The following is a 23,100-nucleotide window of genomic DNA, read 5'->3' on the forward strand; positions in this document are numbered from 1 at the left end:
TGATTATGCCTGTACGCTCAGATTTTTATCCTGAATGTTTTTTAACTGCTTATACCTTTTGGACTTTGAATAAATACCAGTGATAAGTATAAATTCCCATACCTATTATATTATAAATAAGCAGCTTTAAAAGGAAACCTGATGACTGGAAGGATGTCCAGAAATCCTGTTCTCCATATGAGCTGATTATTTTGGAGCCAACTGCTACAGCCGTTCCCCAAATAAGTCCAAAAGCGATAATGTAAAAATATTTGCCCCTCTTCTCATGCTTCGACCATCTCTGGACAAACCGTTCTTCTTCCTTATTTAAAGTCATATGGTTGATAGGGTTTTATAGTTAAGACAAAATAGAACAGGGCAAAAAAGTATTAATCAGAATAGTACGCCTTAATGCAAATATGCCGCTACTTCGTCCTGCAGCACAACTTCTACATGCTCGCGCAGGGTAGTAGCCAGCGAGAAGCCGGTATAAGTTGAGGCAACCGGGTATAAAGTATGATGGCGGTTTACGAGTGTGGCGATTTCCACCTTTTTAGGGTTTTGGGGCAGGAAAGAATTCAACGTATAAGCCAGTGTTTTGCCGGTGTTCAGTACATCATCAACTATAATCACAACCTTGTCTGCTATGCTTATACTTTCAGGCTCTAGCTTTACAGGTGCTTCCAGAGGGCTTACCTTGTTGAGCTTAACCGTTAGCAGCTGCACGTTTATCGGCGAGATGCTGCGTAGTTGTGTTGCCAGCATGTCGGCAAGTATAGTTCCTTTCTCGTAGATGCCGGCCAGTACCAGTTCCTGCTCTTCAAAATTGTGCTCGTAAATCTCAAAGGCCATGCGCTTAATTTTCTGCTCAATCTGCGCTTTGTCCAGAATCAGGTGTTGGTGCGGATGTGTCATAGTTTATAGTTGTAGGTTGCACTGTGGCTAAGGCAAAGTTATAAGATAAATTACAGTAGCATAATAAATTAGGCTAGGTTCAAAATAATTTGGTTAGTTGCGTTTTAAATTTAGAAATTGTTGTTAAATTTGCAGTCCCGATTGAGAAATTAAGGTTAATTAACGTTTATAATAATGAAAAAAGGCATTCACCCAGAATACAGAGAGGTTGTTTTCCACGATATGACTAGTGATTTCAAATTCATCACGCGTTCTACAATGAACTCTGATGAGACTGTCACTATGGAAGACGGTAAAACATATCCAGTAGTTAAAGTGGAAGTTTCTTCTGCATCACACCCTTTCTACACTGGTAAAAACATTTTCGTGGATACTGCTGGTCGTGTGGAGAAATTCAACACGCGTTACAAGAAAAAATAAGCGGTTCTACCCGGTTAAAACGTTTCTTAAAGAGTCTTTCCGTAAAATTCGGGAAGACTTTTTTATTTTTGTCCTATGAACATCATTCTCTTCGACGATCCGGTTATCCGGCAGAACCTGTTACCGCTTACATTTACGCGCCCGGTAGCAGAAATCCGAACTGGTATATTAACTATAGCCGAAAAATGGCAGGAGCTTACCAGGCAGGTTGTTTCTTCGCTTACCCAGGACTACCTGAAAGCCAAGTTTATGCCCTACTTTGACAGCTCGCATAACTGCTACATAAACGGTGCGGTTATACCTACCGTGGAGATGATTGAGCAGCTGAAAAGTATGAACTACGGCGAGTCGTACTGGCAGGGCGATACGTTGCTGGCTTACCACGGAGGTGGAGAACAGACAGATAGTTTAGAGGAGTTACTGGAGAAAGCGCAGCAGAGCAAAAAGCTGAATTTTGAAGGCGAAGTGCTGATACTACGCGAAGTATGGGAGATTTTTGTGCATAACGGCCGAGAGATCAGAAGCGACTTTAAACTGCTTACCAAAGACCGCAAAAGCCAGCCTGTGAACGATAAGTTTACAGCTGTTTATGGTGAAGAGAACATATTTATAGAAGAAGGGGCCAAAATAAGAGCAGCCGTTCTGAATGCTGAAGATGGCCCGATCTACATAGGCAAAAACACGCAGGTGCAGGAAGGCGCGCTGATAAAAGGACCATTTGCGCTTTGCGAAGGAAGCCACGTGAACATGGGCGCTAAAATGCGCGGCGATGTAACGGTTGGCCCACAGTCAAAAGTTGGCGGCGAGATCAGTGCTTCGGTTATACTTGGTTATTCAAACAAAGGCCATGATGGTTTCCTGGGTAATTCTGTGCTGGGCGAGTGGTGTAATTTAGGCGCCGATACCAATACATCTAATCTGAAGAACAACTATGCGCAGGTTAAACTTTGGAACTATGCGCGTGGCGGCTTTAAAAATACCGGGCAGCAGTTTTGCGGCTTGATTATGGGCGACCACAGCAAGTGCGGCATCAATACCATGTTTAATACTGGTACGGTGGTAGGTGTAAGTGCCAACGTTTTTGGAACAGGCTTCCCGCGTAACTTTATACCTTCATTCAGTTGGGGTGGTGCTCAGGGCTTCGAGACTTTCCAGTTGCGCAAAGTATACGAAGTAGCCGAAAAGGTAATGGAGCGCCGTCACAAAGCTTTAGACGACACCGAAAAAGCAATCCTTACCGAAGTCTTCAATCAAACCCAGCAATACCGGGTGTGGGACGCAAAAGCGTAACTTTTGAGACTAAGGGCTAAAAGGAATACTTGACAAAAGATAAAGGGCAAATGAGTAAGAAATATGTGGCTGGCTTAGTAATATTCAGCTTTATGCTAATATTTTACATGCTCTTTTCTCTTATGTTAATTGGGGCAAGCGGCCATAAGTATGAGTTTACTATAAAGGATTTCTTACTACCAATTTATTTTATAATTACGATTGCCGCTTTAATCATTTTTCCGAAGCTAAAAAGTGATTTAACGACACTTAAGACTATACTTCGGTTTTTATCAATTGGGCTATTAGGTATTAGTCTTTTTCTATCATTTAAGCTTTTGCAAATGTTTTATTCAGAAAACCTGATAGTTGGTTTTCTTATTTTTTCAACGGTAGCAGTTGTGGCTTTTTGTGCAGTAGTTTTAATGCTAATCATTGAGGTTTTCAAAATAGATAAGATAGATGCCTAACTTTAAATAAAACCTCATTCATAATTCATAATTCTTAATTCGTAATTCAACCCAGTGCAATTCTCTCAGATTTTAGGACATCAGGAAACGAAGCAGATGCTTGTAAACTCTGTGCAACGCAACCATGTGGCGCATGCGCAGCTGTTTCTGGGCAAGGAGGGAAGTGCGAACCTGGCACTTGCGCTGGCTTATGCCACGTACATCAACTGCGAAAATAAGCAGGCCGATGATTCATGTGGAACATGTAGCAGCTGTACCAAAATGAACAAGCTGGTGCACCCGGACTTTAATTTCGTGATGCCGGTTACAGCCACCAAAAGTATAACCGGTAAAGATGTGCTGAGCCAGAATTTCCTGACGCAGTGGCGTGAGTTTATACTTGCCAGCCCCTACCAGGGCCTGAACGAGTGGATGCAGCACATCGGCGCTGAAAACAAACAAGGCGCCATCTCGAAAGAAGAAAGCCGGCAACTGGTAAAACTAGTGTCATTAAAAGCATTCGAAGGCGACTATAAAATCGTGCTGATCTGGCTGCCGGAACTAATGCACCCTTTTGCGGCCAACGCGCTACTTAAGTTACTGGAAGAACCGCCTGCCAAAACATTGTTCCTGCTGGTATCACAGTCGGCGGAGAAACTGCTGGCAACTATAACCTCGCGTACGCAGATAGTGCAGGTGCGTAACTTTACCGAAGAAGAAGTAATAACCTGGCTCCAGCAAAAGTATAACACTGACCAAACCACTGCTTACCAGGTAGCACAACTGGCAGAAGGTAATCTAAATGCCGCATCAAACCTGTTATCAGAAGTTAGCTCAGATTATTTTAGCTTTTTTTTAAGTTGGATGCGTAGCTGCTTTGGCTATAAGTTCGGGGAGTTGATTGATATGAGCGAAGATTTTCAGAAGCTGGGCCGCGAGAACCAGAAGAACTTTTTGCTGTATGCGCTTAACCTGTTCCGGAAAGTGATGCTTTATGGTGTAGATGCCAGTCTGATAACTTACCTGCCAGCCGATGAGATGAAATTCGTGCAGGATTTCTCGAAACTGATGAACGCAGATAACGGTACGCGCATGGCCGAAGAACTGAACCAGGCACATTACCACATCGAGCGGAACGCCAACCCTAAAATTGTTTTCGTAGACAGCTCTATACAGATCGCGCATTATTTGCGTGGCAACTACTAAAGAAGAATCATGCAGACAGCTACAGATATAAAAACTATAAACATTGGTACGCGTGGCAGCAAACTGGCTTTGTGGCAGGCAAATGCCGTAGCCGATAAGTTGCAGGGTGCCGGTTTTGCTACGGAAATCGTCATCATCAGTACTAAAGGCGACCAGGTGCTGGATCGCTCGCTGGATAAGATCGGCTCTAAAGGGGTGTTTACCGAAGAACTGGAAGACCAGCTGCGTGACGGAAGTATAGATATTGCCGTGCACAGTGCCAAAGATGTGCAATCAACTATACCTGCCGACTTGGAGCTGATCGCTTTTATGGAACGTGAAGTGGTAAATGATGTGATTCTGAGCTTTAACCCGGATTTTAAACTGGAGCGTGACAGCAAGGTAATGATCGGCACATCATCAACTCGTCGCAAAGCGCTTTTGAAGAAATACTATCCAAATGTTACAACTGCCGAATCGAGAGGTAACCTGCAGACACGCCTGAAGAAACTGGAAGACGGGCAGTTTGATGCGCTGATGCTGGCTTATGCTGGTGTGTACCGTATGGGTTATGATAACCTAATTGTACATACTTTCCCGGCAGATGAATTTATACCCGCAGCAGGGCAGGGAAGTGTGGCCGTAGAGTGTGCGCGTAACATGGATGCTGACTTAAAAGAAGGTATAAGAGCGGCGTTAGACCACGAGCAAACGCATCATTGCCTTTTGGCTGAGCGTGCTTTCCTGAGAACCATGGAAGGTGGTTGCAGCATCCCGTCCTTTGCGCTGGCTACGCTTAAAAATGAAAACATCCTGCAAATTCAGGGCGGCTTGGTAAGCCTGGACGGACAGAAACATTTAGTAGAAACCTTTGAGGCCCCCATTTCAGAAGCAGAAACTATAGGTGTAAAACTTGCTGAAACTATACTTGGCCAGGGTGGTATAGAAATTTTGAAAGAGATAAGAGCCGAGAGAGGGGAATAGTCTGAACCCGGATTAATAGGATTTAATAAATTAATAAGATTTAAAGAGACGTAAGAAATTGCGTCTCTTTTTATTTATGACGCTCGCGCCATAGTATGGTTACAAAGTATAAATCCTACCAATCCATCTAATCTCTCTTAACCTTAGTTCAGGCTAAAAATCCTGTTAAATCCCCGTAATCGCGTTTAATCACTGGTCCTGATTTGGATTACAGCTAAAAAATGGGAAACTTCAGGCTTCGGAAAAACTATACCAACTATGAAACTGCGAAATATCTTTTGTGCTGTAATAGCGCTGCTGTTTTTAACACCACTTGCTGCATCTGCTCAGAAGTTAAAAGGCAAGGACCAACTTGTAACTATAAGCACGCCCCAAGGTGAGATAAAGCTGGTGCTTTTTGATGACACGCCGAAACACAAAGAGAACTTCCTGAAGCTGGCGAAAGAAGGCTTTTACGATGGTACCACGTTCCATAGAGTAATGGATGGCTTTATGATACAGGGCGGCGACCCGAACAGCAAAGATGATAACCCTAACAACGACGGATCTGGTAACCCTGGCTACACATTGCCTGCTGAGATACTGCCGAAGTATAAGCATGTGCGTGGCGCAGTAGCAGCTGCCCGCCTTGGCGACCAGGTAAATCCAATGAAGGAATCCAGTGGATCGCAGTTTTATATTGTAGAGAACCATGATGGCACCCCGATGCTGGATGAAGCTTATACAGTTTTTGGTCAGGTAATTGATGGGTTGGATGTGATCGATAAAATTGCCGAACAACCAACTAACCCGCGCAACCGTCCGCTTACAGATATTAAAATGAAAGTGACCGTAGAGAGCGTGAAGAAAAAGAAGATCGCCAAGAAGTATAACTACAACTATAACACCAATATGGTCGGCAAATGACTATGAAGAAAATACTGATTACAGGCTCTAACGGACTTTTAGGGCAAAAACTGGCAGAGCTGTTGCTAACCCAACCTGATGTAGAAATACTGGCCACCAGCCGCGGTGAAAATAAACTTGCAGCTATACTTCCGCAGGTGCCTTTTGCCTCAATGGACGTAACCGATAAAGCGCAGGTAGAAGAAGTGGTAAGCCAGTTCCTGCCAACGCACATCATCCATACAGCTGCCATGACCAACGTAGACCAGTGCGAAACCGACCGCGAAGGTGCGCTGCTTTTAAACCGCGATGCTGTACAATACCTGGTAGATGTCTGTGAGAAGTATAACGTGCATCTGATCCATGTGTCCACAGATTTTATATTTGACGGAGAAGACGGACCGTATAGCGAAGATGCCGAAGCCAACCCGGTAAACTTTTATGGCGAAACCAAACGCCTGGCCGAAGAGATCGTGAAAGATGCCAAATGCAATTGGGCTATACTTCGGACGGTGCTGGTTTATGGTGTGGCGCATGATTATGGCCGTACCAACATTGTGCTTTGGGTACGCGATAACCTGCAGGCTGGCAAAGTAATTAAAGTTGTGGAAGATCAATTCAGGACCCCGACGTTAGCAGAAGACCTTGCCCAGGGTTGCTGGCTTGCTGCCAAGCACGATGCCGAAGGTATCTACCACATCTCCGGTTCCGAAATGCTGACGCCCTATGACATGGCCCTGCAGGTAGCCGATTACTTTCACCTCGACAAATCATTGATTGATAAAGCTGATGGCAGCACCTTTACACAGCCTGCCAAACGCCCACCTAAAACCGGGTTTAATATCTCAAAAGCAGAAAAAGAACTAGGCTACATACCCCACACTTTTGCTGAAGGAATACGGATTGTAGCTGAACAAGCCGCACAATAAGCATTCTTTTAGTCTAAATAATGATGGAGTTGGTCGGAAAAATATTAGAAATATGGAATTTAATATGGTGCTCTCAGCTTCAATTCCTAAATTGTAAGCTTAAACACATAATACAGTACCTATTACAACCTAACTAAACTAATCAACTTCTACCTTTTTTATGAGTGCTAACAAAGAATCGTGGGGCTCACGTGTGGGTCTCATTCTGGCTATGGCCGGTAATGCAGTTGGTCTTGGTAACTTCCTGAGGTTTCCGGTTCAGGCCGTGCAGAATGGCGGTGGCGCGTTTATCATCCCTTATATAGTATGTTTCCTGGTAATGGGTATTCCCCTTCTATGGATCGAGTGGTCTATGGGTCGATTCGGTGGTAAATTTGGTCACCACTCTACGCCATTTATCCTGGACTCGATGGATAAAAGACGTTTCTGGAAATATATCGGTGTGTTTGGTATCTGGACAAATATAGCAGTAGCGGCTTACTACTGCTACCTGGAGTCCTGGACGCTCTCTTACATGTACCACTCTATCATCGGTTCGTTCAGCGGCATGGACCAGAATGCTATCTCTAACTTCTTTAACGATTATGTTAGCCTGAGCACTTCTACAACCGGTATCCCTTACGAGCCAATCGTATTCTTTGTGATCTGTTTGCTGCTTAATACCTGGATCTTATCGCAAGGATTAGCCTCTGGTGTGGAGCGCGTGGCCAAGATTGGTATGCCTTTATTGATTCTGTTTGGTGCTTTCCTGGCTTACAAAGGCTTTACTATTACTGCCGGCGAGAATGGCGCTATTAACGATAGCTCTGTTGGTCTTAACTTTTTGTGGACTCCAAGATACGACCAGCTTTGGTCGCCGAGTGTATGGTTGGCAGCTGCCGGCCAGATCTTCTTTACCTTATCGGTAGGTATGGGTACGGTGCAATGTTATGCTTCTTATGTTCGCTCTAAAGATGATATAGCACTAAACGCCATGTCAGCTGGCTGGATGAACGAGTTTGTGGAAGTTGTACTGGGTGGTGCTATTCTTATCCCAATCTCAATTGGATATTTAGGTATAGATCGTGTGACCGAACTGGTTCAGAGTGGTGGTCTGGGACTAGGTTTCCGTACATTGCCATACCTGTTCTACCAATGGGGAGATGTGTTGGGTGCAGTTGCAGGTGTTATGTGGTTTGGCCTGTTGTTCTTTGCAGGTATCACGTCGTCGCTGGCAATGGGTACACCTTGGATGGGCTTCCTGCAGGATGAGTTTAACTGGCGCCGTAAATCTGCTGCATGGTCATTCGGTCTGATCGTATTTTTACTTGGTATGCCTACAGTATTGTTCTTTAACTATGGCGTATTTGATGAGTACGACTACTGGGCCGGAACAATATCGTTGGTAGTATTTGCCTTAATGGAATCTATACTTTTTGCATGGGTATTTGGGATGGACAAAGGCTGGAGAGAGATCACAGCAGGGGCAGATATCAAAGTACCCGGCATCTATAAGTTCATCATCAAATTTATTACACCGTTGTTGTTGCTATGGGTATTTATAGGCTCGCTGGTAACACCAAAAGGTGGTGACTGGGGTAAAGCATTTAGTGGCGAATGGGTACTGGATAACAGCTCTATCATTAATAAAATAATGAACACCAGCCTGAAAGAACAACTAGCTGCAGCTACAGATCCTGCTCAGATAGCACACCTCGAAGAAACATTGTTCTTCGTAAATGCATCACGTATATTATTAGTTACAGTATTTATCGGCATTGCATTGCTGGTGTACATTGCTTACAAAAAAAGAGTTAGAGAAGGGAGAATTTAAGAAACCATGAATACATCTGCTTTAATTATAATGCTGATAACCCTTTTTTCGGTAACAGGCATAACAATATATTTTTTCTCACTGGTGCTTAGAACACCACCAAAACCTGAGCCGGATTCGTATCTGTTCAACGACGACGACCCTGAACGTATTGAACCGAACCATACCTGATAGGAATGAATAAACTAAAGCACTGGATCCGTAACTACTTTGGCTTTTCGCAAGGTGAGGTAAACGGTTTTATGTGGTTGATAAGTATAATGGTGCTGCTTACGGTAGCACCATTTCTTTTTAGTAAGATTTATACACCCAGTTCTGATACTTCCCGCACTTTAGCAGATCAGCAACTGCTCGATAGCCTGGTGGCACAACTGGAGTTGGTACCTGACAAGTATAAACGTGAGCGTAACACAGTGCCGCTTGTTCCGCTGCGCACCTTCAACCCCAACAATTTAACGCTGGAGCAATGGCAGGCTTTTGGGTTGCCGAAGTACCTCTCACAACGAATTATCAACTATCGGAACAAGGTAGGTGATTTTACCTATAAAGCAGAACTGGGGAAGATCTACGGCTTACCGGATTCTGTATTTCAGCGTTTATACCCCTATATTGATCTGCCTGAGACAAGACCTGACAAGTATAATCGTAATAATAAAATAGCCAGCAACCGGACCTACCCTAAACCAGACTGGGAAACCAGACCACGTGAGCGCTTTATACTTGCACCATTTAACATTAACACCGCCGATACCACACAACTTAAACAGATTCGGGGCATTGGTAGTAAGTTATCCGCACGGATTGTAAAGTATAGAGACAGGTTAGGCGGCTTTTATAGTATGAACCAGGTTAAGGAAGTTTATGGCCTGCAACCTGAGGTAGTTGATAGCCTTGAGAAGTATACGTTTGTGGCTAAAGCACATACTCCCAAGCAAATTAACCTGAATATGGCTACCGTTGAAGAGTTGCGCACGCACCCTTACATGACATCCAATTTAGCAAGAGCTATAGTTGCTTACCGCGAGCAGCACGGTCGTTTTGAAACTGTGGAGGAACTGAAGAAGATAAAAATAGTAAAGCCTGAGCAGTACGAGAAGCTAAGGCCTTACCTTGATCTATAAGTATAACCTATGCCGTAAATGCTTTTGCCTGAATAAAAGTATAAAAGAATACCGCATTCGGGCTTTTGGCAACTATGTGCATTTCTTCTTTTACCTTTTCAGCCAGGTCAGCATCTACATAGCCTGCTTCTAAAAGTTGTGGTAGTCCGCTTAATAATAGTTCGGTCCAGTAGGCAATCATTTCGGCGCGCTTTGCAGGGTTGCGACTATCTAAATGGAAGGTTTTAGGTTCTGTTGTGATACGCTGATAGCCTACCGATTGCAACAGGTTACCTAGCTTGGCACCTACAAAGGGATCGCCGCTCATATCGTATTGCAGGTCATTAAACCGCATCCAGTATTGCAGCACACTTGGCGAATAAGGCTCTACGAAAAAGCTGGAGTTAAGCACTTCAGTTATCACGATAGGGCTACCTGGTTTCAGCACACGGCGCACCTCTGATAAAACACGTGCCGGATCAGGAATGTGCTCTAAAACCCAACAAAGAAAGGCTCCATCAAAATCAGCCTGCGACGTAAAGCTCATGTCCATAGCATTTTCCTGCATCATCTTAAAACGATTGGTAGCATATGGCACCGACGACAGGAACTTCTGAGCCTGTTCTATCTGCTTATCAGAGTAGTCTATACCAGTCAGGAAAATATTCGGGAAACGGCGTAGCAAAATCTCGGATTGTGCACCAACACCGCAGCCTACTTCGAGTAAATTGGTTACTGTAGAAAAGTCTAAGTCTGAATAGATTTTGTTCTCCATAAAGCGAGCCTGCTTGTAGAGGCGCGTCTGTTCTTCGGAGGAGTAGCCGTGCAGGTATTTTTCTTCGGATGGCTCGTGCAGTTTTTCAGTCATAGTTTTATTGGTATTTGAAGTGTGCTGCTAATTTATACTTTAAAAGTATACTTACGGGTAAAACTATAGTTGCTGAATGCCTAAAGACAAGTAAGAGTTACAATTACTATCTGGAATGCCAAAGATTGGTGAAGACCTCGTAGTGTGTGTAGCTCCTATGAATGTCTTTCTCCTATTTGTCATCCCGAGCGATAGTCGAGGGATCTTATACGTCCTAAAGTTGAGGTTTAAGTTAGTTAAGCTATCCTTTCAGATTACCTGTTATCCTGGGAGCTCTACTTGCCTATCGTTTCATTTCCAGCTTTGGTGCCCTCACGGCCGGGAGGCCCCGGCTTCGGGCATCGCGCGGTGCAAATCTCTTTTGCTCGTGCCTCGCAATGCCTTAACGGCACCAGATATTTACAAGGCGCTCAACCCGAAGACTGATATCTTTCGATAGCTAACTTATAGTTAGAGGAGATGTTTTAGTCGCATTGCATTAACGTAGTTATAGTTCCGTAGGGACAGGTCTTGACCTGTCCGCTCACAGGCTGTAACAATAGAACTATACTTATTAACTATAGTAATTGCAGAAAGTCTCCCTTTGAAGGGGGCAGGGGGATGATAAACAGCAGCTATAAAATTATAGCTTAGCTCTTACTGAATTTAAAGCAGAAGGTAGTACCAACATCTACAGTAGAATTTACTGTTAGCTTGATATTATGGAAGCGGGCTACTGTCTGCACAATTGGCAGGCCCAGGCCATGACTTTCGTTATCCGGGCCGTGCAGGCGCTTAAAGCGGTTAAAGATATTGGGGATATGCTCTTCGGCTATACCTACGCCGGTATCAGTAACGCAGAGTTCGTAGCCTTTGCCTTTAGGAGCACCGCTTATAGTTATGCTTCCGTTTGGTTTATTATACTTAATGGCATTGCTAACCACGTTAAATAGCATCGTAAACAGCAAAGAGTAATTGGCCTGTGGCAGTGTCCAGTCATCTTCCAGTTTAACGTTCAGTTTTATATCTTTTACTTCGGCGCGGTCGGCAATTTCTTCGGCTACCTCGTTGGCCAGTATGGTTAAACTTACTTCTTCATTCTTCAGGTATTGCTCGTTCTCGATGCGCGAGATAAGCAACAACGCCTGAATGATACTTTTTAACCGGTGCAGGGTTTTCTGATTGTCGACTAACTTCACCAGCAGATGCTCAGGCACTTCAGGGTCGGTTAGCAGGTTCTCCGTTCGCGTCTGAAGTATAGAGATTGGTGTTAACAGCTCATGCGACACATTGCCGATAAATTCCTTCTCCTTCAGGAAAGCATCCTGAATCTGACCCATCATATCATTAATGGCATTGTTCAGGTACAGGAAATCGGAAGTGGTGGTATTTATAGTTTTAGGTGTGAAGGTGCTGGGGTGGCCGATCCGTTTCAGGCGCTTAACTATAACCAGCAATGGTTGCAGCAGTATTTTACTAAAGGCCAGATCTATAAAAACGGTAAGCAAAATAACAGCAGCCAGGAAGTATAAAGCATACTTTTGCATGGTGTCTATACTTTCCAGGATGGTATCTATACTTCGCCCTATCTCCAGCAGGTAGTATTTGCCGTCCACTTCAAAGGTCAGGCTGAGTACGCGGTACTCTACAATTTCTTCATCTACTTTTCGCAGCGAATTTTCTACAGTGTCAATGGCTACAGGCTCTGCAATCTGCTCCATAGATATAAATTCTTCCTTCAGCAGGTTATAGCTACCGTAGGCTCCTTCATCGCCTTCGGCAATAAAATTCTCAATGCCCTGCTCACTTATAATTTCCAGTACATTGTCCTTTTTCTCGTTCAGGCGCTTATCTGTGTTAAGTATAGCTACACGGTGAATGAGCGGTGGAAGTATAGCTATGAGCAGCAATACCACCACGATCTTGGAAATAGCACTAAAAAGGGTAAGCTTGGATTGTAGCCGCATACTATAAAGTTAGCCTGTAGCCAACACCACGAACTGTTTCAATCCAGTCGGTAGGGGCGTGGGCCGAGAGCTTTTTGCGCAGGTTTTTAATATGAACGTCTATGTAGTTGGAGTCGTAATCGTCCTCCAGGATGTTGCCCCAGATATGCTCTGTAAGCTGCAAGCGGGTAAGAATACGGTTTTTGTGCAACAGCATGTAGTGCAGCAGGTCGAACTCCTTTTTGGTAAGCGAGATGTTCTGCCCGTTGTAACTTACGGTGCGAGCGGTGCTATCGAGCTCAAAACCATGAAACTCGTGCACCGACGACTTTACATTGAATTTACGGCGTGATACCGCCTGCATACGTGCCTTCAGTTCCAGTAGCGAGAAAGGTTTTGGCAGGTAATCATCGGCTCCTAGACCTAAGCCTTTTACACGGTCTTCCAGTTCACCGCGGGCAGTAAGTATAATTACAGCTGGTTCGTAGTCGGTTTCGCGGGCTTCCTGCAACAGGTCCAGTCCATCGTAATCAGGCAGGCCAAGGTCCAGCAAAATAAAATCATAACGATTTACAGCAATGCGCTCCGAGGCATCTTCGCCGTTGCAGGCCCAGTCGCACTTATAGTGTTCCTGCTTCAGGAAGTGCACTAACTCAGCGGCAAGGCCGGCTTCATCTTCTACAACCAGTACATGCATGATCTATAAGTTTAAGATACAGTTTTAGAAAGTATAACTCGCTTTAACCGAGAAGAAAGACTGCGCTTTCGATTCATCGCCTTCCAGCTTATTTACCGGTACCGAATAACGGTAGGTCGGCTCCAGTTCAAAGTTACCTAACATTACCACAAGTGGCACATAAAAATCGTAGCTCAGCACCTGGAATTTATGTTTGGTTGTAGTAGTGGTAGTTGTTTCTGGTTCTTTGTCCTTTCCTGGCTTAAGTACATCTTCAAACCAATCGTCAAGCTCCTTTTTACGCTCTACAGTATAAGTTTCAGAAAACTCCTGGGTACCGCCTGTTACACCAATTTTAGGATCAAGACCAACAGGATTCCTGCCGTTCCAGATCGGGTTAAGACCAATGTAGCGAGAGTTTTCGAACTGCACAATTACGTCGCTGCTTTCTCCAAAAAAGTAGCTGGTGTTCAGGGAAGTATATAGGTATTTCCAGTCGAGGGTGGTGCTTGCCGTTACAGCATTTTCTGTAACAGATTTTACCATCGGTGCATTCTCGCTGAAAAAGAAATGAGAATAGCTCAGGTTAGCACTCAGGCGCTTGCTTATCGGGAAACTATAGCCAACTGAAACATCAGTCTCATCAATGTAATCTACAGTTTCAAAGAGCTGGTAAGTTGTAGTAGAGGCCCAAAAACCGGAATTGTGTGCATAGGTTAAGGTTGCAGCTGCATAAGGGTACTTAGTAACAGTGTTACGTCCATAAAAGGATGAATTATTGGCAGCTTCGAGTGCAACACTCCAGGAGGCTTTGCGGGTAACAGAATCTTCTGTTGTCTGGGCATGAGCAGAACCAACAAGCGCCCACGCCAGCATTATCCACAAGTATAGTTGGTTTTTCATGAGAGGGTAGAGGGTTAAGTATAAAAGCAGGACTCCCGGCACAACCGGAAGCCCTGCTTTGAGATCAGTATTTTTTAGTTTTTACCTACTTTAAGGCCGGCACCAACTTTAGCACCAGTGCTAACTTTTACAGGGGCAGCTACACCACCTTTTTTAAGCACTTTCACAGGGCGGCCAGCGCTTGTCGGGCGACCAGCAGTTACACGTGCTGCACCTTTAACTTCAGAACCAGCTTCTACTTTAGTTGGCTTTTCTTGGCGCTTGGCAGTAGCTACTTCTTTTACTACCTCGCCTGTAGTTGTTACTGTTGCATCTACACCTTTAGCAGTTTCAGATACTGTTCTGCCATGAGTTTCTTTTTTAGTTTTAACTTCTTTGGCAGCTTTCTCTTTTGTCTGCTTTGCTTTTTTGTCGCCCTGCTCCGTTTGTGCGTCTACGGTAGTGGCAACATTTGCTTCTGTTTCAACAGCGGCATCTACAGATGTTTCGGTTGTTGCTTTTGCGTTGGCTGCTGCTACTTCGCTGATGGCTTCGCCTTTTGCTTTACCACCTGCAACTACTGTCTGAGCAAATTCTGATACAGCCTGGCCGTGGTTTTCAGTTTTGGTTTTAGCTTCGGCGCCTGCTTCAACAGTGGTTTCTACAGTTGCTTCACCTTTCGCTTTTGCTTTGGCCTTTTTCTCTTTTGCTTCTTTCTTGGCTTCGCGCTCAGCTTTCTTCAAGTCTTTCTTTGCCTTGGCTTCGGCTTTCGCTTCTGCTTTTGCAGTGGCATCTGCTTTAGTGGCCACATCGCTTACAAGAGCACCTTTAGTAGTTGACTCAGCAGTTGTAGCAGAAGTTGCTGTTCCGCTTACAGTAGCACCGTGCGTATCGGCTTTTACTTTACCGTTAGCTTTTGTAGCAGATTTAACATCAGTTGAAGAAGAAGTCTGGGCGAATGTAGTTGCTGCGCTTAGGACAGCTATAGCTACTAGTGTTAGTTTTTTCATTTTCGTTTTGTCGTTTTAATTAGATTATGTGTCAAAACTATAATGTCAAGATGAAGACAAAATGAAGAAATACTTTTTTTGAAAAAATTTTCAAATATTTTTTTGAACTGGCTCAATCCCTAACAAAATCTGGGCATAAACATTCCGAAATATAGCTGTAAGGGCCATTCTTTTATAGTTGATGACCACAAAATTAAAAGTAGGAAAGTAAATTATAGTTGAGAAATTTTTTCGGCGGCTTTGGCTACCACCAATTTTTCAGATTTAAAAGCGAGCAGTTTCTGTGCCTCTTTTATCTCCACCCAGCGGGCTTCGTTCACTTCCCAGTCGTGGTCTTGTATGTTGCCGGAAGTATAACGGAGCAGGTAGAAGTATACAAACTTATGAAAGCGCACGCGCTGGCTACCTTTGTTGCCCACGTACCAATATTCTATCTTATCGAGCTGCTCCAGCAGTTCTGTTTGTAGGCCGGCTTCTTCCCGTACTTCGCGCACAGCAGTTACTTCAGGAGTTTCGCCGGGGTCTACAATACCTTTTGGCAATTGCCAGCGGTTATCTTTACCCACTGCTATCAAAGCCACTTCTATAGTTGTGCCTGATTTACGAAAAGCCACCCCACCCGAAGATACCTGGTCTACGACTGGTAATTTGGGTTTTGCGGGCTTCTCTTCTTCCACAACTATAGCTTACTGGTTAAACTTTTTTGCTGCTCGCTTAGCCACTGCAGGCTTGGGTTGTAGGCCATGTCGTGCACACCATAGTATAAGAACAGGTCTACTACCCCGGATTTCTTGGTGTAAAGCACTTTCGGGTCTTTCGGTCCGAAATATTTACTGGGGCCATCGCTAACCATTTCTTTCGGTACTTCCTGGTTTATCACTAAGGAGTCCATTTGCCACTGTGGTATCTGCGCTGCAGAATCAACCAGCATATTATAAGCCCGGATAGAATGGTCTGGAGGAACGAGTACGTCGATGGTGCCATGTGCTAAAAATACCGGCACTCCTTTTAAGTTCTGTAGGTATGTGCTTGGGCTGCGGCGTTTGCATTCTTCGGCGGCGGCTGTGCCGGGTATAGGCTCGCCACCACAGGCTGCCACAATATGGCGGTTATAGTCGCGGTGCGGGTAATTCTGGCTGAACTTGTACCAATCTACTAAATCGAAAACCGGCACCCAGGCCACCACACCAGCCCAAACATCAGGGTGCTTGCTGGCTGTAACCAGGGCAGTCATGGCGCCACCCGACGAACCTACAATATAAATGCGTGAGGGATCGATGTCGGCGCTACCTTTCGCATAGTTTACAGCATCCATTATGTCCTGTATCGCAAGGTCGGAGGCCATGGCTTCGGGGGTTTTAAAGGCGCCGCGGTAGTTAGGCTGTATAAAAACCCAATCGTTTAATTTAGCCCAGAGTGCATACGGTATACTTACCACCTGCAGGTACTCGCTGCTCCAGCTATGCAAAACTACCAGCAAGGGCTTCTTTTTAGCTGAGTTGGAAGTATAAAATAAGGCGGGCTGCATTTTACCATCAACAGTTGAGGTAATGTTAACCTGTTCTATTTCAGGTATTTTCTTTTTCCAGTCTTTTATACTTTCGTCAGCTACCTTGCCAGGATATTGTTTGGTGGTAGTAAATGCTTCAAGGCGCTCACCCGGTACGTATTTTTTCTGGCCGTCGGAATTATGGCAGGCGGTTACCAAAAGCAGTATCAGTAAACCATACAGGCCTTTCCGTAAAATAATTTTTTGTAAAAACAGGGTGTGCATTAATCAGGCAGTAACTATATAAAGAGATTAATTTAAAACTGATTTTGTGATGATTTGTTGCATCAAAACGAAAGCAAGTCTCAAATCTTCTGCAAAGCTATACTTCCTTTTCTTAATTCCGATTTTCTGAGGCATAAGCTAAAAGAACTCTGCTTCCAAGTAAAGTTAAAAGCTGCTAACTTGCTCCTGAACCTTAGCCCACAACTATAGTATTTACCATTGATGAAAAACATCCTGAAGAACTACCGACGCAGGCTTTTGAACCTGAGCACCGGCAACAAAGCCCTGCTGTTGCTGCGCCTGCAAAAGGAGTTGCACCTGGATGTTGAGTCGCTGGATTTTATACTTGGTGCGTCCGCTTTTTCTATAGTTGAGAAGCTGATATCGGGAGCTAAACGCATTAGCTTATGCCCGGTCGCTGATAGCCGGTATGCTCCTATAGCACCTATCAGTAAGCGCCTGCGCTACATAAAACGCCGTACCGATATGTTACTGGAAGAGCGCGGCAGTGAAGAACTGTACATTGGCTGGCCTTTTGTGCATGGCATGTTTGCTGATGGTACGGTAGTGCGATGCCCGTTATTTTTATACCCGGTGCAGTTGCAGGTAAATGCTGCGCAGGAATGGGAAGTAGAGCCAAGTATAAATCAGCCACCACGGTTTAATCAGAGCTTTTTGCTTGCCTACGCCCACTATACTGGTACACCCTTAGCCGAAAATTTACTGGAGTTGGATGTAAGTACACTTCCAGCACATGCCCTGGAATTTCGTACGCAGGTTTATGAATTGCTGAAACAGGAGCAATTGGCACTGTATGCTGGCCGAGACTTTTTTGGGGACAAACTCAGACCTTTTCGTGACTATAAAAAAGCTGACTATGAAGCTGACCTTAAGCCCGGGCAACTATATCTGGAGCAGGAAGCGGTGCTGGGCATTTACCCACAAGCAGCCTCTTATCTGTTAGCCGATTACGATGCACTGTTGGAGCGCGACGACCTGCAGACTATGGAAGACTTGTTTGCAACTCCTGATACAACTACACAGGCAGTACAGGCACAGCATACGTTCACAGTTTTTAAGATGGATGCCTCGCAGGAAGCAGCTTTGCAGCAGGTTAAGCAAGGCAGATCTATAGTTGTACAAGGTCCGCCGGGAACAGGTAAATCGCAGCTCATATGTAACCTGGTCTCAGATTTTACGGCCCGTGGTAAGAAGGTATTGGTTGTTAGCCAGAAACGCGCCGCTTTAGATGTGGTGCATAAGCGTTTATCTGAAGCTGGGTTGGGCGCTTTTGCAGCATTAGTGCACGATATTAACGCAGATCGAAAAAGCGTTTTTCAGCAGCTGCAATCACAGATAGAACAACTGCCGGAGTATAAAAAGCAGAACCTGGCGCTGAACAGCATCTACACCGACCGTACTTTTCTGGAAGTAAGCCGTGGCATAAACCGTTGTATTGAGAAACTGGAGCAATTTAAGTCTGCTCTTTTTGACGATACTATATGTGGGTGGACAGCCAAAGAATTATACCTGCGCAGTAACCTGCAGGAGCCACACATTTCCCTTTCATCCAACTATAAAAACTTTACTGCAACTATAGTTGCCGAGTTTTTGCCGCGCCTGCGCCAGTATCTGCAGCAAGCTGCCGTTTATACACAACCTGATTTCACGTGGAAAGAACGGCACAGCTTTAAGGATTATGGATGGCCGCAACGCCAGGAGCTTGAGAAAACTATAAATCAGTTACCGGAGCTGTACACGCAACTTCAGCAAAATATAAGTAACCTGAGCGGCTTTACTTTTGAGCTGAATGAACTGGAAAAGTATAAGCTGGTGCTGCCTGGTATTACGGAAATACAGGTATTGCTGGAGCAGGAAGATGTGCCGGAAACGCTTCAACAACTTCTAAAATGTGATAGCAAAGAATTGGCAAACCAGTTACAGCAATTAAAAGAGCTATACCTGGTTTGTCCGGCTCCGGACGCCGCTATACCTGCCAGCGAACTACCCACTCTAAAACAAGCTATACTTTCTTTTGAACAACAGAAGAACAACTTATTCAAAGGCATTGGCTGGGCTTTCTCATCAGATAAAAAAATACTGAAGCAGGCGCTGGCGAAGTATAGGTTAGACTTGAGCGAAGTGGGTGTAAGCGAGTTGCAACGTAGAGTCGAGCTGCGTGAACAGTCCGAGCGTCTGATGCAGATCATCAATAAAACGATAAACGGTAACCTGAGAATTGAAGCTTACCCGAACCAGGTTTTACAGCAGGTAACAACTATAGAAAAAGCATTGCAGGTACATAAGCTCCTGAAAAAACTGCACCGCGAAAAAGTACTACACGAGAAGCTGGTCTCAACTATAAACCTGCCACAGCACCTGCAAACGCTAACGCAGGCTACCACTGAGCTACAGGCAAACTATAGCCATTGGCTGCATTGGCTAACCGAAGCTCAGGTAAAGCAACTACTCACAAACAAGAACTGTAAAACTGCTTTACTAAAAGACCTGTCAGAAAATTTTGAGCAGTTGGTAGCGCACGATTTACTTATCGCTTCTTTTACCGATGCTGAAATAGAAGTAACCCAGCAACTCCTGTCGCAAAGTATAACCTCAGCTGCCGAAGGGGAACAATTTTTTCTGAACAGTTTATACCTGGCCTGGCTTCATGAGCTGGAAAATCAGTACCCGGAACTGCGTATGGCATCGAGCGGTGTCCTGGAAAACCTGGAACAGGAACTGCAGCAATCTCTATCTGAAAAGCAGCGCCTGAGCCAGGAAATTGTGCTGTCGAAGTTGCGGGAGCAGACCTATGCTGATATGGAATTTAACCGTTTGGGAAATGTTGTAACCTACCGCAGGCTGCAGGCGCAGGTCAGTAAAAAACGTAGCCTTTACCCGATCAGGAAGTTGTTTTCTTTGTTCTCTGATGAGATTCTAAACCTGGTGCCGTGCTGGCTGGCTTCTCCTGAAACGGTATCGGCGGTGCTGCCGCTGGAACGTTGTTTTGATGTTGTGATCTTTGATGAAGCCTCTCAATGCTTTGCTGAAACAGGCATACCTGCTATGCTGCGCGGGACACAGGTGGTAGTGGCCGGTGATGAGCAGCAGCTGAAACCGTCGGATCTGTACCGTGCCCGCTGGAGCGATGCCACCGACGAAGAGATAGAAGAATTATCAGCCGAATCGCTGCTGCAACTGTGTAGTTTATACTTGCCACAAACCATGCTCATGCAGCATTACCGCAGCCATTTCCCGGAATTGATAGAATTCTCAAACCAGCACTTTTACCACAGCAAACTCGAGCTTATACCTAATCTGCAGGAAATAAACACATCCAGAGCTGCCATCGAATATCTGCATGTAAATGGTTTGTGGCAGGATAACAGCAACCTGCCCGAAGCTGAAAAAGTAGTGGAGTTGGTAATTGATCTGCTAAATCAAGGGCAGCAGGAGGTGGGCGTTATCACGTTTAACTATAACCAGCAGATGGTAGTGCAGGATTTGCTGGAAGAACGTGCACAACAGCAGGCTATAGTTATACCTGCAACCGTTCTGGTGAAAAATATTGAAAACATGCAGGGCGATGAAAAAGACGTGATTATACTTTCGGTGGGGTACGCGCCGGATGAAAAAGGGAAATTTGCGATGCAGTTTGGTAGCTTGAACCAGGCAGGCGGCGAGAACAGATTGAATGTAGCTGTTACTCGTGCCAAGCGTAAAATTATAGTGGTAGCAAGTATAAATCCGGAACAACTGCACGTCGAAAATACACAGCATAATGGGCCGAAGCGCTTGAAATCTTATCTGCAATATGCGCAGCAGGTAAGCAATGGCAACTTCAGGTATCAGCCAAAACTACAGCCAATGCCAACTCATATCCCGCTGCTTAAAGAACACCTGGCAAAGCAAATCTCTGCACTACAGCCACAAGTGCCATTCGCGGACCTTACGTTAACAGATAATCATACCTATAAAGCCGCCATCCTCACCGACGACGATTTATACTATAGTCATCTATCGGTAAGGCATTCGCATGCTGATGTGCCAGAGCTATTGAAGCAACGCCACTGGCCTTATCGCAAAGTATACAGCAGGCAATATTGGGCTGAAAAAGAAAAGGTGATAACCAAGCTGCAAAAACTGTAACCGGAAGTATAACTCAATACACCATCTGCCAATCTTATAACTCCTGATCCGGAATGCTTATTAAACTCTTTACCCTTTACGTTTACCTGCAAACTGCGCTGTGTGGCTGCGGACCAGATAAACGGAACAGCAATTTTGAGCGGCTCCGGAAAGACTATACTGTAACTATAGATAAGGTTGGGAAACTGGATAAAGGTATACAAGAAAGCTCCGGACTTGCCCGTGCTACCGACTCCACTTTCTGGACGCATGCGGATAGCGGTGCACCTGATTTATACTTGTTTAATTTAAAAGGCGATTTGCTACATACGCAACCACTACCTGTGCCTAATAACACCGACTGGGAAGACCTGGCCCAGGATAAAGCGGAGCATCTGTACATTGGTGCCTTCGGAAACAATGGCAATCAGCGCCGTGATCTGAAAGTTTATAAGGTAAATGGAGAGAATATGCAGCTAACTGATACAATTGCGTTCAGCTTTGCAGACCAAGAAGAATTTCCGCCGCCCCGCAGCCGGCAGCATTACGACCTGGAAGCCTTTTTTTATCAAAACGATTCATTATACCTGTTCACCAAAAGCAGGGCCTTTAAGAGCATTACGCAGCTATATAAATTGCCTGTCTCCGGGACAGATAAAGCGATAGTTCCGGCTGAAAAGCTTCGAGTTAAATCTCCTGTAACGGCTGCTGATATTGCTCCAGATTCGGATATGTTTGTATTGCTGGGGTATGGCCGTTTATACTTGTTCCAGCCCAGCGGAAGCACGATCAGCTTTAATGGCAAACGCTACTGCTTACCATTAGGAAGAACCGGGCAGGCCGAGGCTATACTTTTCCTGTCGCCCCAACAACTGCTCATAACCAACGAGAAAGGCAAACTATACCAGGTAACTATCATGCCTAAAAAATCTGGAGCCAGGTAGTTGTAACTACTATGCACTACTGTTCTTTTCATCCTGAAAGGCTGCTATGCCGTACCTATAGCTACAGACTAAAAGCAGATTATTATGCAGCAGACAATACTAGTTACCGGAGCTACAGGTACAGTAGGCAGAGAAGTGGTAAAGCAACTTTCTATGCTGGATGGCATTAGGGTTAGGGCAGGAGTACACTCTTTAATTAAAGGGGAGAACCTCAGACGATTGCCCGATGTGGAAGTAGTAGAAATGGAGTTCAATGATCCGGAATCCCTGCACGCAGCTTTTACACATGCCGATAAAGTTTTTCTGGTAACACCGCTTGCGAATGAACAGGTAGAAATGGCGAAAAAGCTGGTTGACGAGGCCAAAAGATGCGGCGTAAAGCATATTGTAAAACTTTCGGCACTCGGTGCAGGCGCAGAACCAGGCATACAATTAGGCCGCTGGCATCGCGAGATAGAGCGTTACATAGAAGAAAGTGGTATACCTTATACCTTCTTGCGGCCCGCCAGCTTTATGCAGAACTTCGAGAACTATAATGCTGCTACCATTAAACAGGAAGGTAAGATATACATGCCTACAGGCGATGGGAAAGTATCTTATGTAGATGCCCGTGATATTGCTGCTGTAGCTGTTGCTGTATTGACAGGAGAGGGACATGAAGGGCAGATATACGACCTTACAGGGCCTGAGGCTATGTCGGTGGATGAGGTTGCAGAGACCATAAGCTATGTAACCGGCAATCAGGTAGATTTTGTAAATGTGCCCGAAGATGCAGCCCGGCAGGCCATGCAACAGCAACATGTACCTGACTGGATGGCAAACTCCCTGTTAGAGTTATACAGTGTGCATCGTGCTGGTTACTCAAGTGGCGTTACCTCCAGAGTAGAAGAAATAACAGGCAGGAAACCACATACCTTCAGGCAGTTTCTGCAGGACTATAAAGAATGCTTTGTGTAGAGACAAAC

General features: G+C 44.9%; 21 protein-coding genes. 13 read left to right on the forward strand and 8 right to left on the reverse strand.

Translation table 11 applies throughout. From position 1 onward, the window contains the following. Nucleotides 1-387: 387 nt before the first annotated feature. Nucleotides 388-894: a phosphoribosyltransferase family protein gene (locus tag MJ612_RS13570; protein WP_187031320.1), complete on the reverse strand. Its 507-nt coding sequence runs from the start codon at nt 892-894 to the stop codon at nt 388-390. Between the two features lie 174 nt (nt 895-1,068). On the opposite strand from MJ612_RS13570, the gene MJ612_RS13575 reads away from it, so the two are divergent. The 10 genes from MJ612_RS13575 (at nt 1,069) to MJ612_RS13620 (ending at nt 9,949) form a co-directional block, all read left to right on the forward strand. Further along, on the forward strand, nt 1,069-1,314 hold the full coding sequence (locus MJ612_RS13575) for a type B 50S ribosomal protein L31 (protein WP_162347718.1): 246 nt from the start codon (nt 1,069-1,071) through the stop codon (nt 1,312-1,314). 75 nt (nt 1,315-1,389) lie between these two features. Further along, nucleotides 1,390-2,604: a GlmU family protein gene (locus MJ612_RS13580; protein ID WP_187031318.1), complete on the forward strand. Its 1,215-nt coding sequence runs from the start codon at nt 1,390-1,392 to the stop codon at nt 2,602-2,604. 29 nt (nt 2,605-2,633) lie between these two features. Further along, complete coding sequence (locus MJ612_RS13585; protein WP_187031316.1) at nt 2,634-3,053, forward strand: hypothetical protein; 420 nt, start codon at nt 2,634-2,636, stop codon at nt 3,051-3,053. Nucleotides 3,054-3,107: 54 nt separating this feature from the next. After that, nucleotides 3,108-4,238, forward strand: a complete 1,131-nt coding sequence (locus tag MJ612_RS13590) for a DNA polymerase III subunit (protein ID WP_187031314.1) — start codon at nt 3,108-3,110, stop codon at nt 4,236-4,238. 9 nt (nt 4,239-4,247) lie between these two features. After that, nucleotides 4,248-5,201: a hydroxymethylbilane synthase gene (gene hemC / locus MJ612_RS13595; RefSeq protein ID WP_187031313.1), complete on the forward strand. Its 954-nt coding sequence runs from the start codon at nt 4,248-4,250 to the stop codon at nt 5,199-5,201. Between the two features lie 258 nt (nt 5,202-5,459). Then, entirely contained in the window at nt 5,460-6,107 is a 648-nt protein-coding gene (locus MJ612_RS13600) for a peptidylprolyl isomerase (protein WP_187031311.1), read from the forward strand. A gap of 2 nt (nt 6,108-6,109) precedes the next feature. After that, nucleotides 6,110-7,015 (forward strand): SDR family oxidoreductase, encoded by a 906-nt coding sequence (locus tag MJ612_RS13605; RefSeq protein WP_187031309.1) that lies wholly within the window; start codon nt 6,110-6,112, stop codon nt 7,013-7,015. A gap of 160 nt (nt 7,016-7,175) precedes the next feature. Next, the gene (locus MJ612_RS13610) at nt 7,176-8,828 is read left to right on the forward strand and encodes a sodium-dependent transporter (protein ID WP_187031307.1); all 1,653 of its coding nucleotides are present in this window, start codon (nt 7,176-7,178) and stop codon (nt 8,826-8,828) included. Nucleotides 8,829-8,834: 6 nt separating this feature from the next. Beyond that, nucleotides 8,835-8,999, forward strand: a complete 165-nt coding sequence (locus MJ612_RS13615) for a hypothetical protein (RefSeq protein ID WP_187031300.1) — start codon at nt 8,835-8,837, stop codon at nt 8,997-8,999. A gap of 5 nt (nt 9,000-9,004) precedes the next feature. Then, nucleotides 9,005-9,949, forward strand: coding sequence for a ComEA family DNA-binding protein (locus MJ612_RS13620; protein WP_187031298.1), 945 nt, complete (start codon nt 9,005-9,007; stop codon nt 9,947-9,949). Between the two features lie 7 nt (nt 9,950-9,956). Here the strand turns inward: MJ612_RS13620 and MJ612_RS13625 are convergent, their stop codons facing one another. The 7 genes from MJ612_RS13625 to MJ612_RS13655 form a co-directional block, all read right to left on the reverse strand. Continuing rightward, nucleotides 9,957-10,796 (reverse strand): class I SAM-dependent methyltransferase, encoded by an 840-nt coding sequence (locus tag MJ612_RS13625; RefSeq protein WP_187031296.1) that lies wholly within the window; start codon nt 10,794-10,796, stop codon nt 9,957-9,959. 629 nt (nt 10,797-11,425) lie between these two features. Continuing rightward, a complete protein-coding gene (locus tag MJ612_RS13630) occupies nt 11,426-12,742 on the reverse strand; it encodes a sensor histidine kinase (RefSeq protein WP_187031295.1) in 1,317 nt (438 codons plus the stop codon). Nucleotide 12,743: 1 nt separating this feature from the next. Further along, a complete protein-coding gene (locus tag MJ612_RS13635; protein WP_187031293.1) occupies nt 12,744-13,418 on the reverse strand; it encodes a response regulator transcription factor in 675 nt (224 codons plus the stop codon). A 24-nt stretch (nt 13,419-13,442) separates the two neighbouring features. Beyond that, nucleotides 13,443-14,300, reverse strand: coding sequence for a hypothetical protein (locus MJ612_RS13640; protein WP_187031291.1), 858 nt, complete (start codon nt 14,298-14,300; stop codon nt 13,443-13,445). A gap of 74 nt (nt 14,301-14,374) precedes the next feature. After that, a complete protein-coding gene (locus MJ612_RS13645) occupies nt 14,375-15,289 on the reverse strand; it encodes a hypothetical protein (protein WP_187031289.1) in 915 nt (304 codons plus the stop codon). Between the two features lie 212 nt (nt 15,290-15,501). Then, a complete protein-coding gene (locus tag MJ612_RS13650; protein WP_250419187.1) occupies nt 15,502-15,966 on the reverse strand; it encodes an NUDIX hydrolase in 465 nt (154 codons plus the stop codon). A gap of 2 nt (nt 15,967-15,968) precedes the next feature. After that, nucleotides 15,969-17,063: an alpha/beta hydrolase family protein gene (locus MJ612_RS13655; RefSeq protein WP_250419188.1), complete on the reverse strand. Its 1,095-nt coding sequence runs from the start codon at nt 17,061-17,063 to the stop codon at nt 15,969-15,971. A gap of 222 nt (nt 17,064-17,285) precedes the next feature. Between MJ612_RS13655 and MJ612_RS13660 the strand changes: the two genes are divergently transcribed. From MJ612_RS13660 to MJ612_RS13670, 3 genes are all read left to right on the forward strand, one after another. After that, nucleotides 17,286-21,212 carry an AAA domain-containing protein gene (locus MJ612_RS13660; RefSeq protein ID WP_187031287.1) on the forward strand — a complete coding sequence of 1,309 codons (3,927 nt, stop codon included), beginning with the start codon at nt 17,286-17,288 and terminating at the stop codon, nt 21,210-21,212. 53 nt (nt 21,213-21,265) lie between these two features. After that, nucleotides 21,266-22,135 (forward strand): hypothetical protein, encoded by an 870-nt coding sequence (locus tag MJ612_RS13665; protein ID WP_187031285.1) that lies wholly within the window; start codon nt 21,266-21,268, stop codon nt 22,133-22,135. A gap of 84 nt (nt 22,136-22,219) precedes the next feature. Further along, entirely contained in the window at nt 22,220-23,092 is an 873-nt protein-coding gene (locus tag MJ612_RS13670) for an SDR family oxidoreductase (RefSeq protein ID WP_187031283.1), read from the forward strand. Nucleotides 23,093-23,100 lie beyond the last annotated feature (8 nt).

Origin of the sequence: Pontibacter deserti (assembly GCF_023630255.1) — a bacterium.
Classification (GTDB): domain Bacteria; phylum Bacteroidota; class Bacteroidia; order Cytophagales; family Hymenobacteraceae; genus Pontibacter; species Pontibacter deserti.

Excerpts from the sequence above, each read along its gene's own strand:
- MJ612_RS13570 (WP_187031320.1), bottom strand. The coding sequence starts at position 894 with ATGACACATCCGCACCAACACCTGATTCTGGACAAAGCGCAGATTGAG.
- MJ612_RS13575 (WP_162347718.1), top strand. The coding sequence starts at position 1,069 with ATGAAAAAAGGCATTCACCCAGAATACAGAGAGGTTGTTTTCCACGAT.
- MJ612_RS13580 (WP_187031318.1), top strand. The coding sequence starts at position 1,390 with ATGAACATCATTCTCTTCGACGATCCGGTTATCCGGCAGAACCTGTTA.
- hemC (WP_187031313.1), top strand. The coding sequence starts at position 4,248 with ATGCAGACAGCTACAGATATAAAAACTATAAACATTGGTACGCGTGGC.
- MJ612_RS13600 (WP_187031311.1), top strand. The coding sequence starts at position 5,460 with ATGAAACTGCGAAATATCTTTTGTGCTGTAATAGCGCTGCTGTTTTTA.
- MJ612_RS13605 (WP_187031309.1), top strand. The coding sequence starts at position 6,110 with ATGAAGAAAATACTGATTACAGGCTCTAACGGACTTTTAGGGCAAAAA.
- MJ612_RS13610 (WP_187031307.1), top strand. The coding sequence starts at position 7,176 with ATGAGTGCTAACAAAGAATCGTGGGGCTCACGTGTGGGTCTCATTCTG.
- MJ612_RS13615 (WP_187031300.1), top strand. The coding sequence starts at position 8,835 with ATGAATACATCTGCTTTAATTATAATGCTGATAACCCTTTTTTCGGTA.
- MJ612_RS13620 (WP_187031298.1), top strand. The coding sequence starts at position 9,005 with ATGAATAAACTAAAGCACTGGATCCGTAACTACTTTGGCTTTTCGCAA.
- MJ612_RS13625 (WP_187031296.1), bottom strand. The coding sequence starts at position 10,796 with ATGACTGAAAAACTGCACGAGCCATCCGAAGAAAAATACCTGCACGGC.
- MJ612_RS13630 (WP_187031295.1), bottom strand. The coding sequence starts at position 12,742 with ATGCGGCTACAATCCAAGCTTACCCTTTTTAGTGCTATTTCCAAGATC.
- MJ612_RS13635 (WP_187031293.1), bottom strand. The coding sequence starts at position 13,418 with ATGCATGTACTGGTTGTAGAAGATGAAGCCGGCCTTGCCGCTGAGTTA.
- MJ612_RS13640 (WP_187031291.1), bottom strand. The coding sequence starts at position 14,300 with ATGAAAAACCAACTATACTTGTGGATAATGCTGGCGTGGGCGCTTGTT.
- MJ612_RS13645 (WP_187031289.1), bottom strand. The coding sequence starts at position 15,289 with ATGAAAAAACTAACACTAGTAGCTATAGCTGTCCTAAGCGCAGCAACT.
- MJ612_RS13655 (WP_250419188.1), bottom strand. The coding sequence starts at position 17,063 with ATGCACACCCTGTTTTTACAAAAAATTATTTTACGGAAAGGCCTGTAT.
- MJ612_RS13660 (WP_187031287.1), top strand. The coding sequence starts at position 17,286 with ATGAAAAACATCCTGAAGAACTACCGACGCAGGCTTTTGAACCTGAGC.
- MJ612_RS13665 (WP_187031285.1), top strand. The coding sequence starts at position 21,266 with ATGCTTATTAAACTCTTTACCCTTTACGTTTACCTGCAAACTGCGCTG.
- MJ612_RS13670 (WP_187031283.1), top strand. The coding sequence starts at position 22,220 with ATGCAGCAGACAATACTAGTTACCGGAGCTACAGGTACAGTAGGCAGA.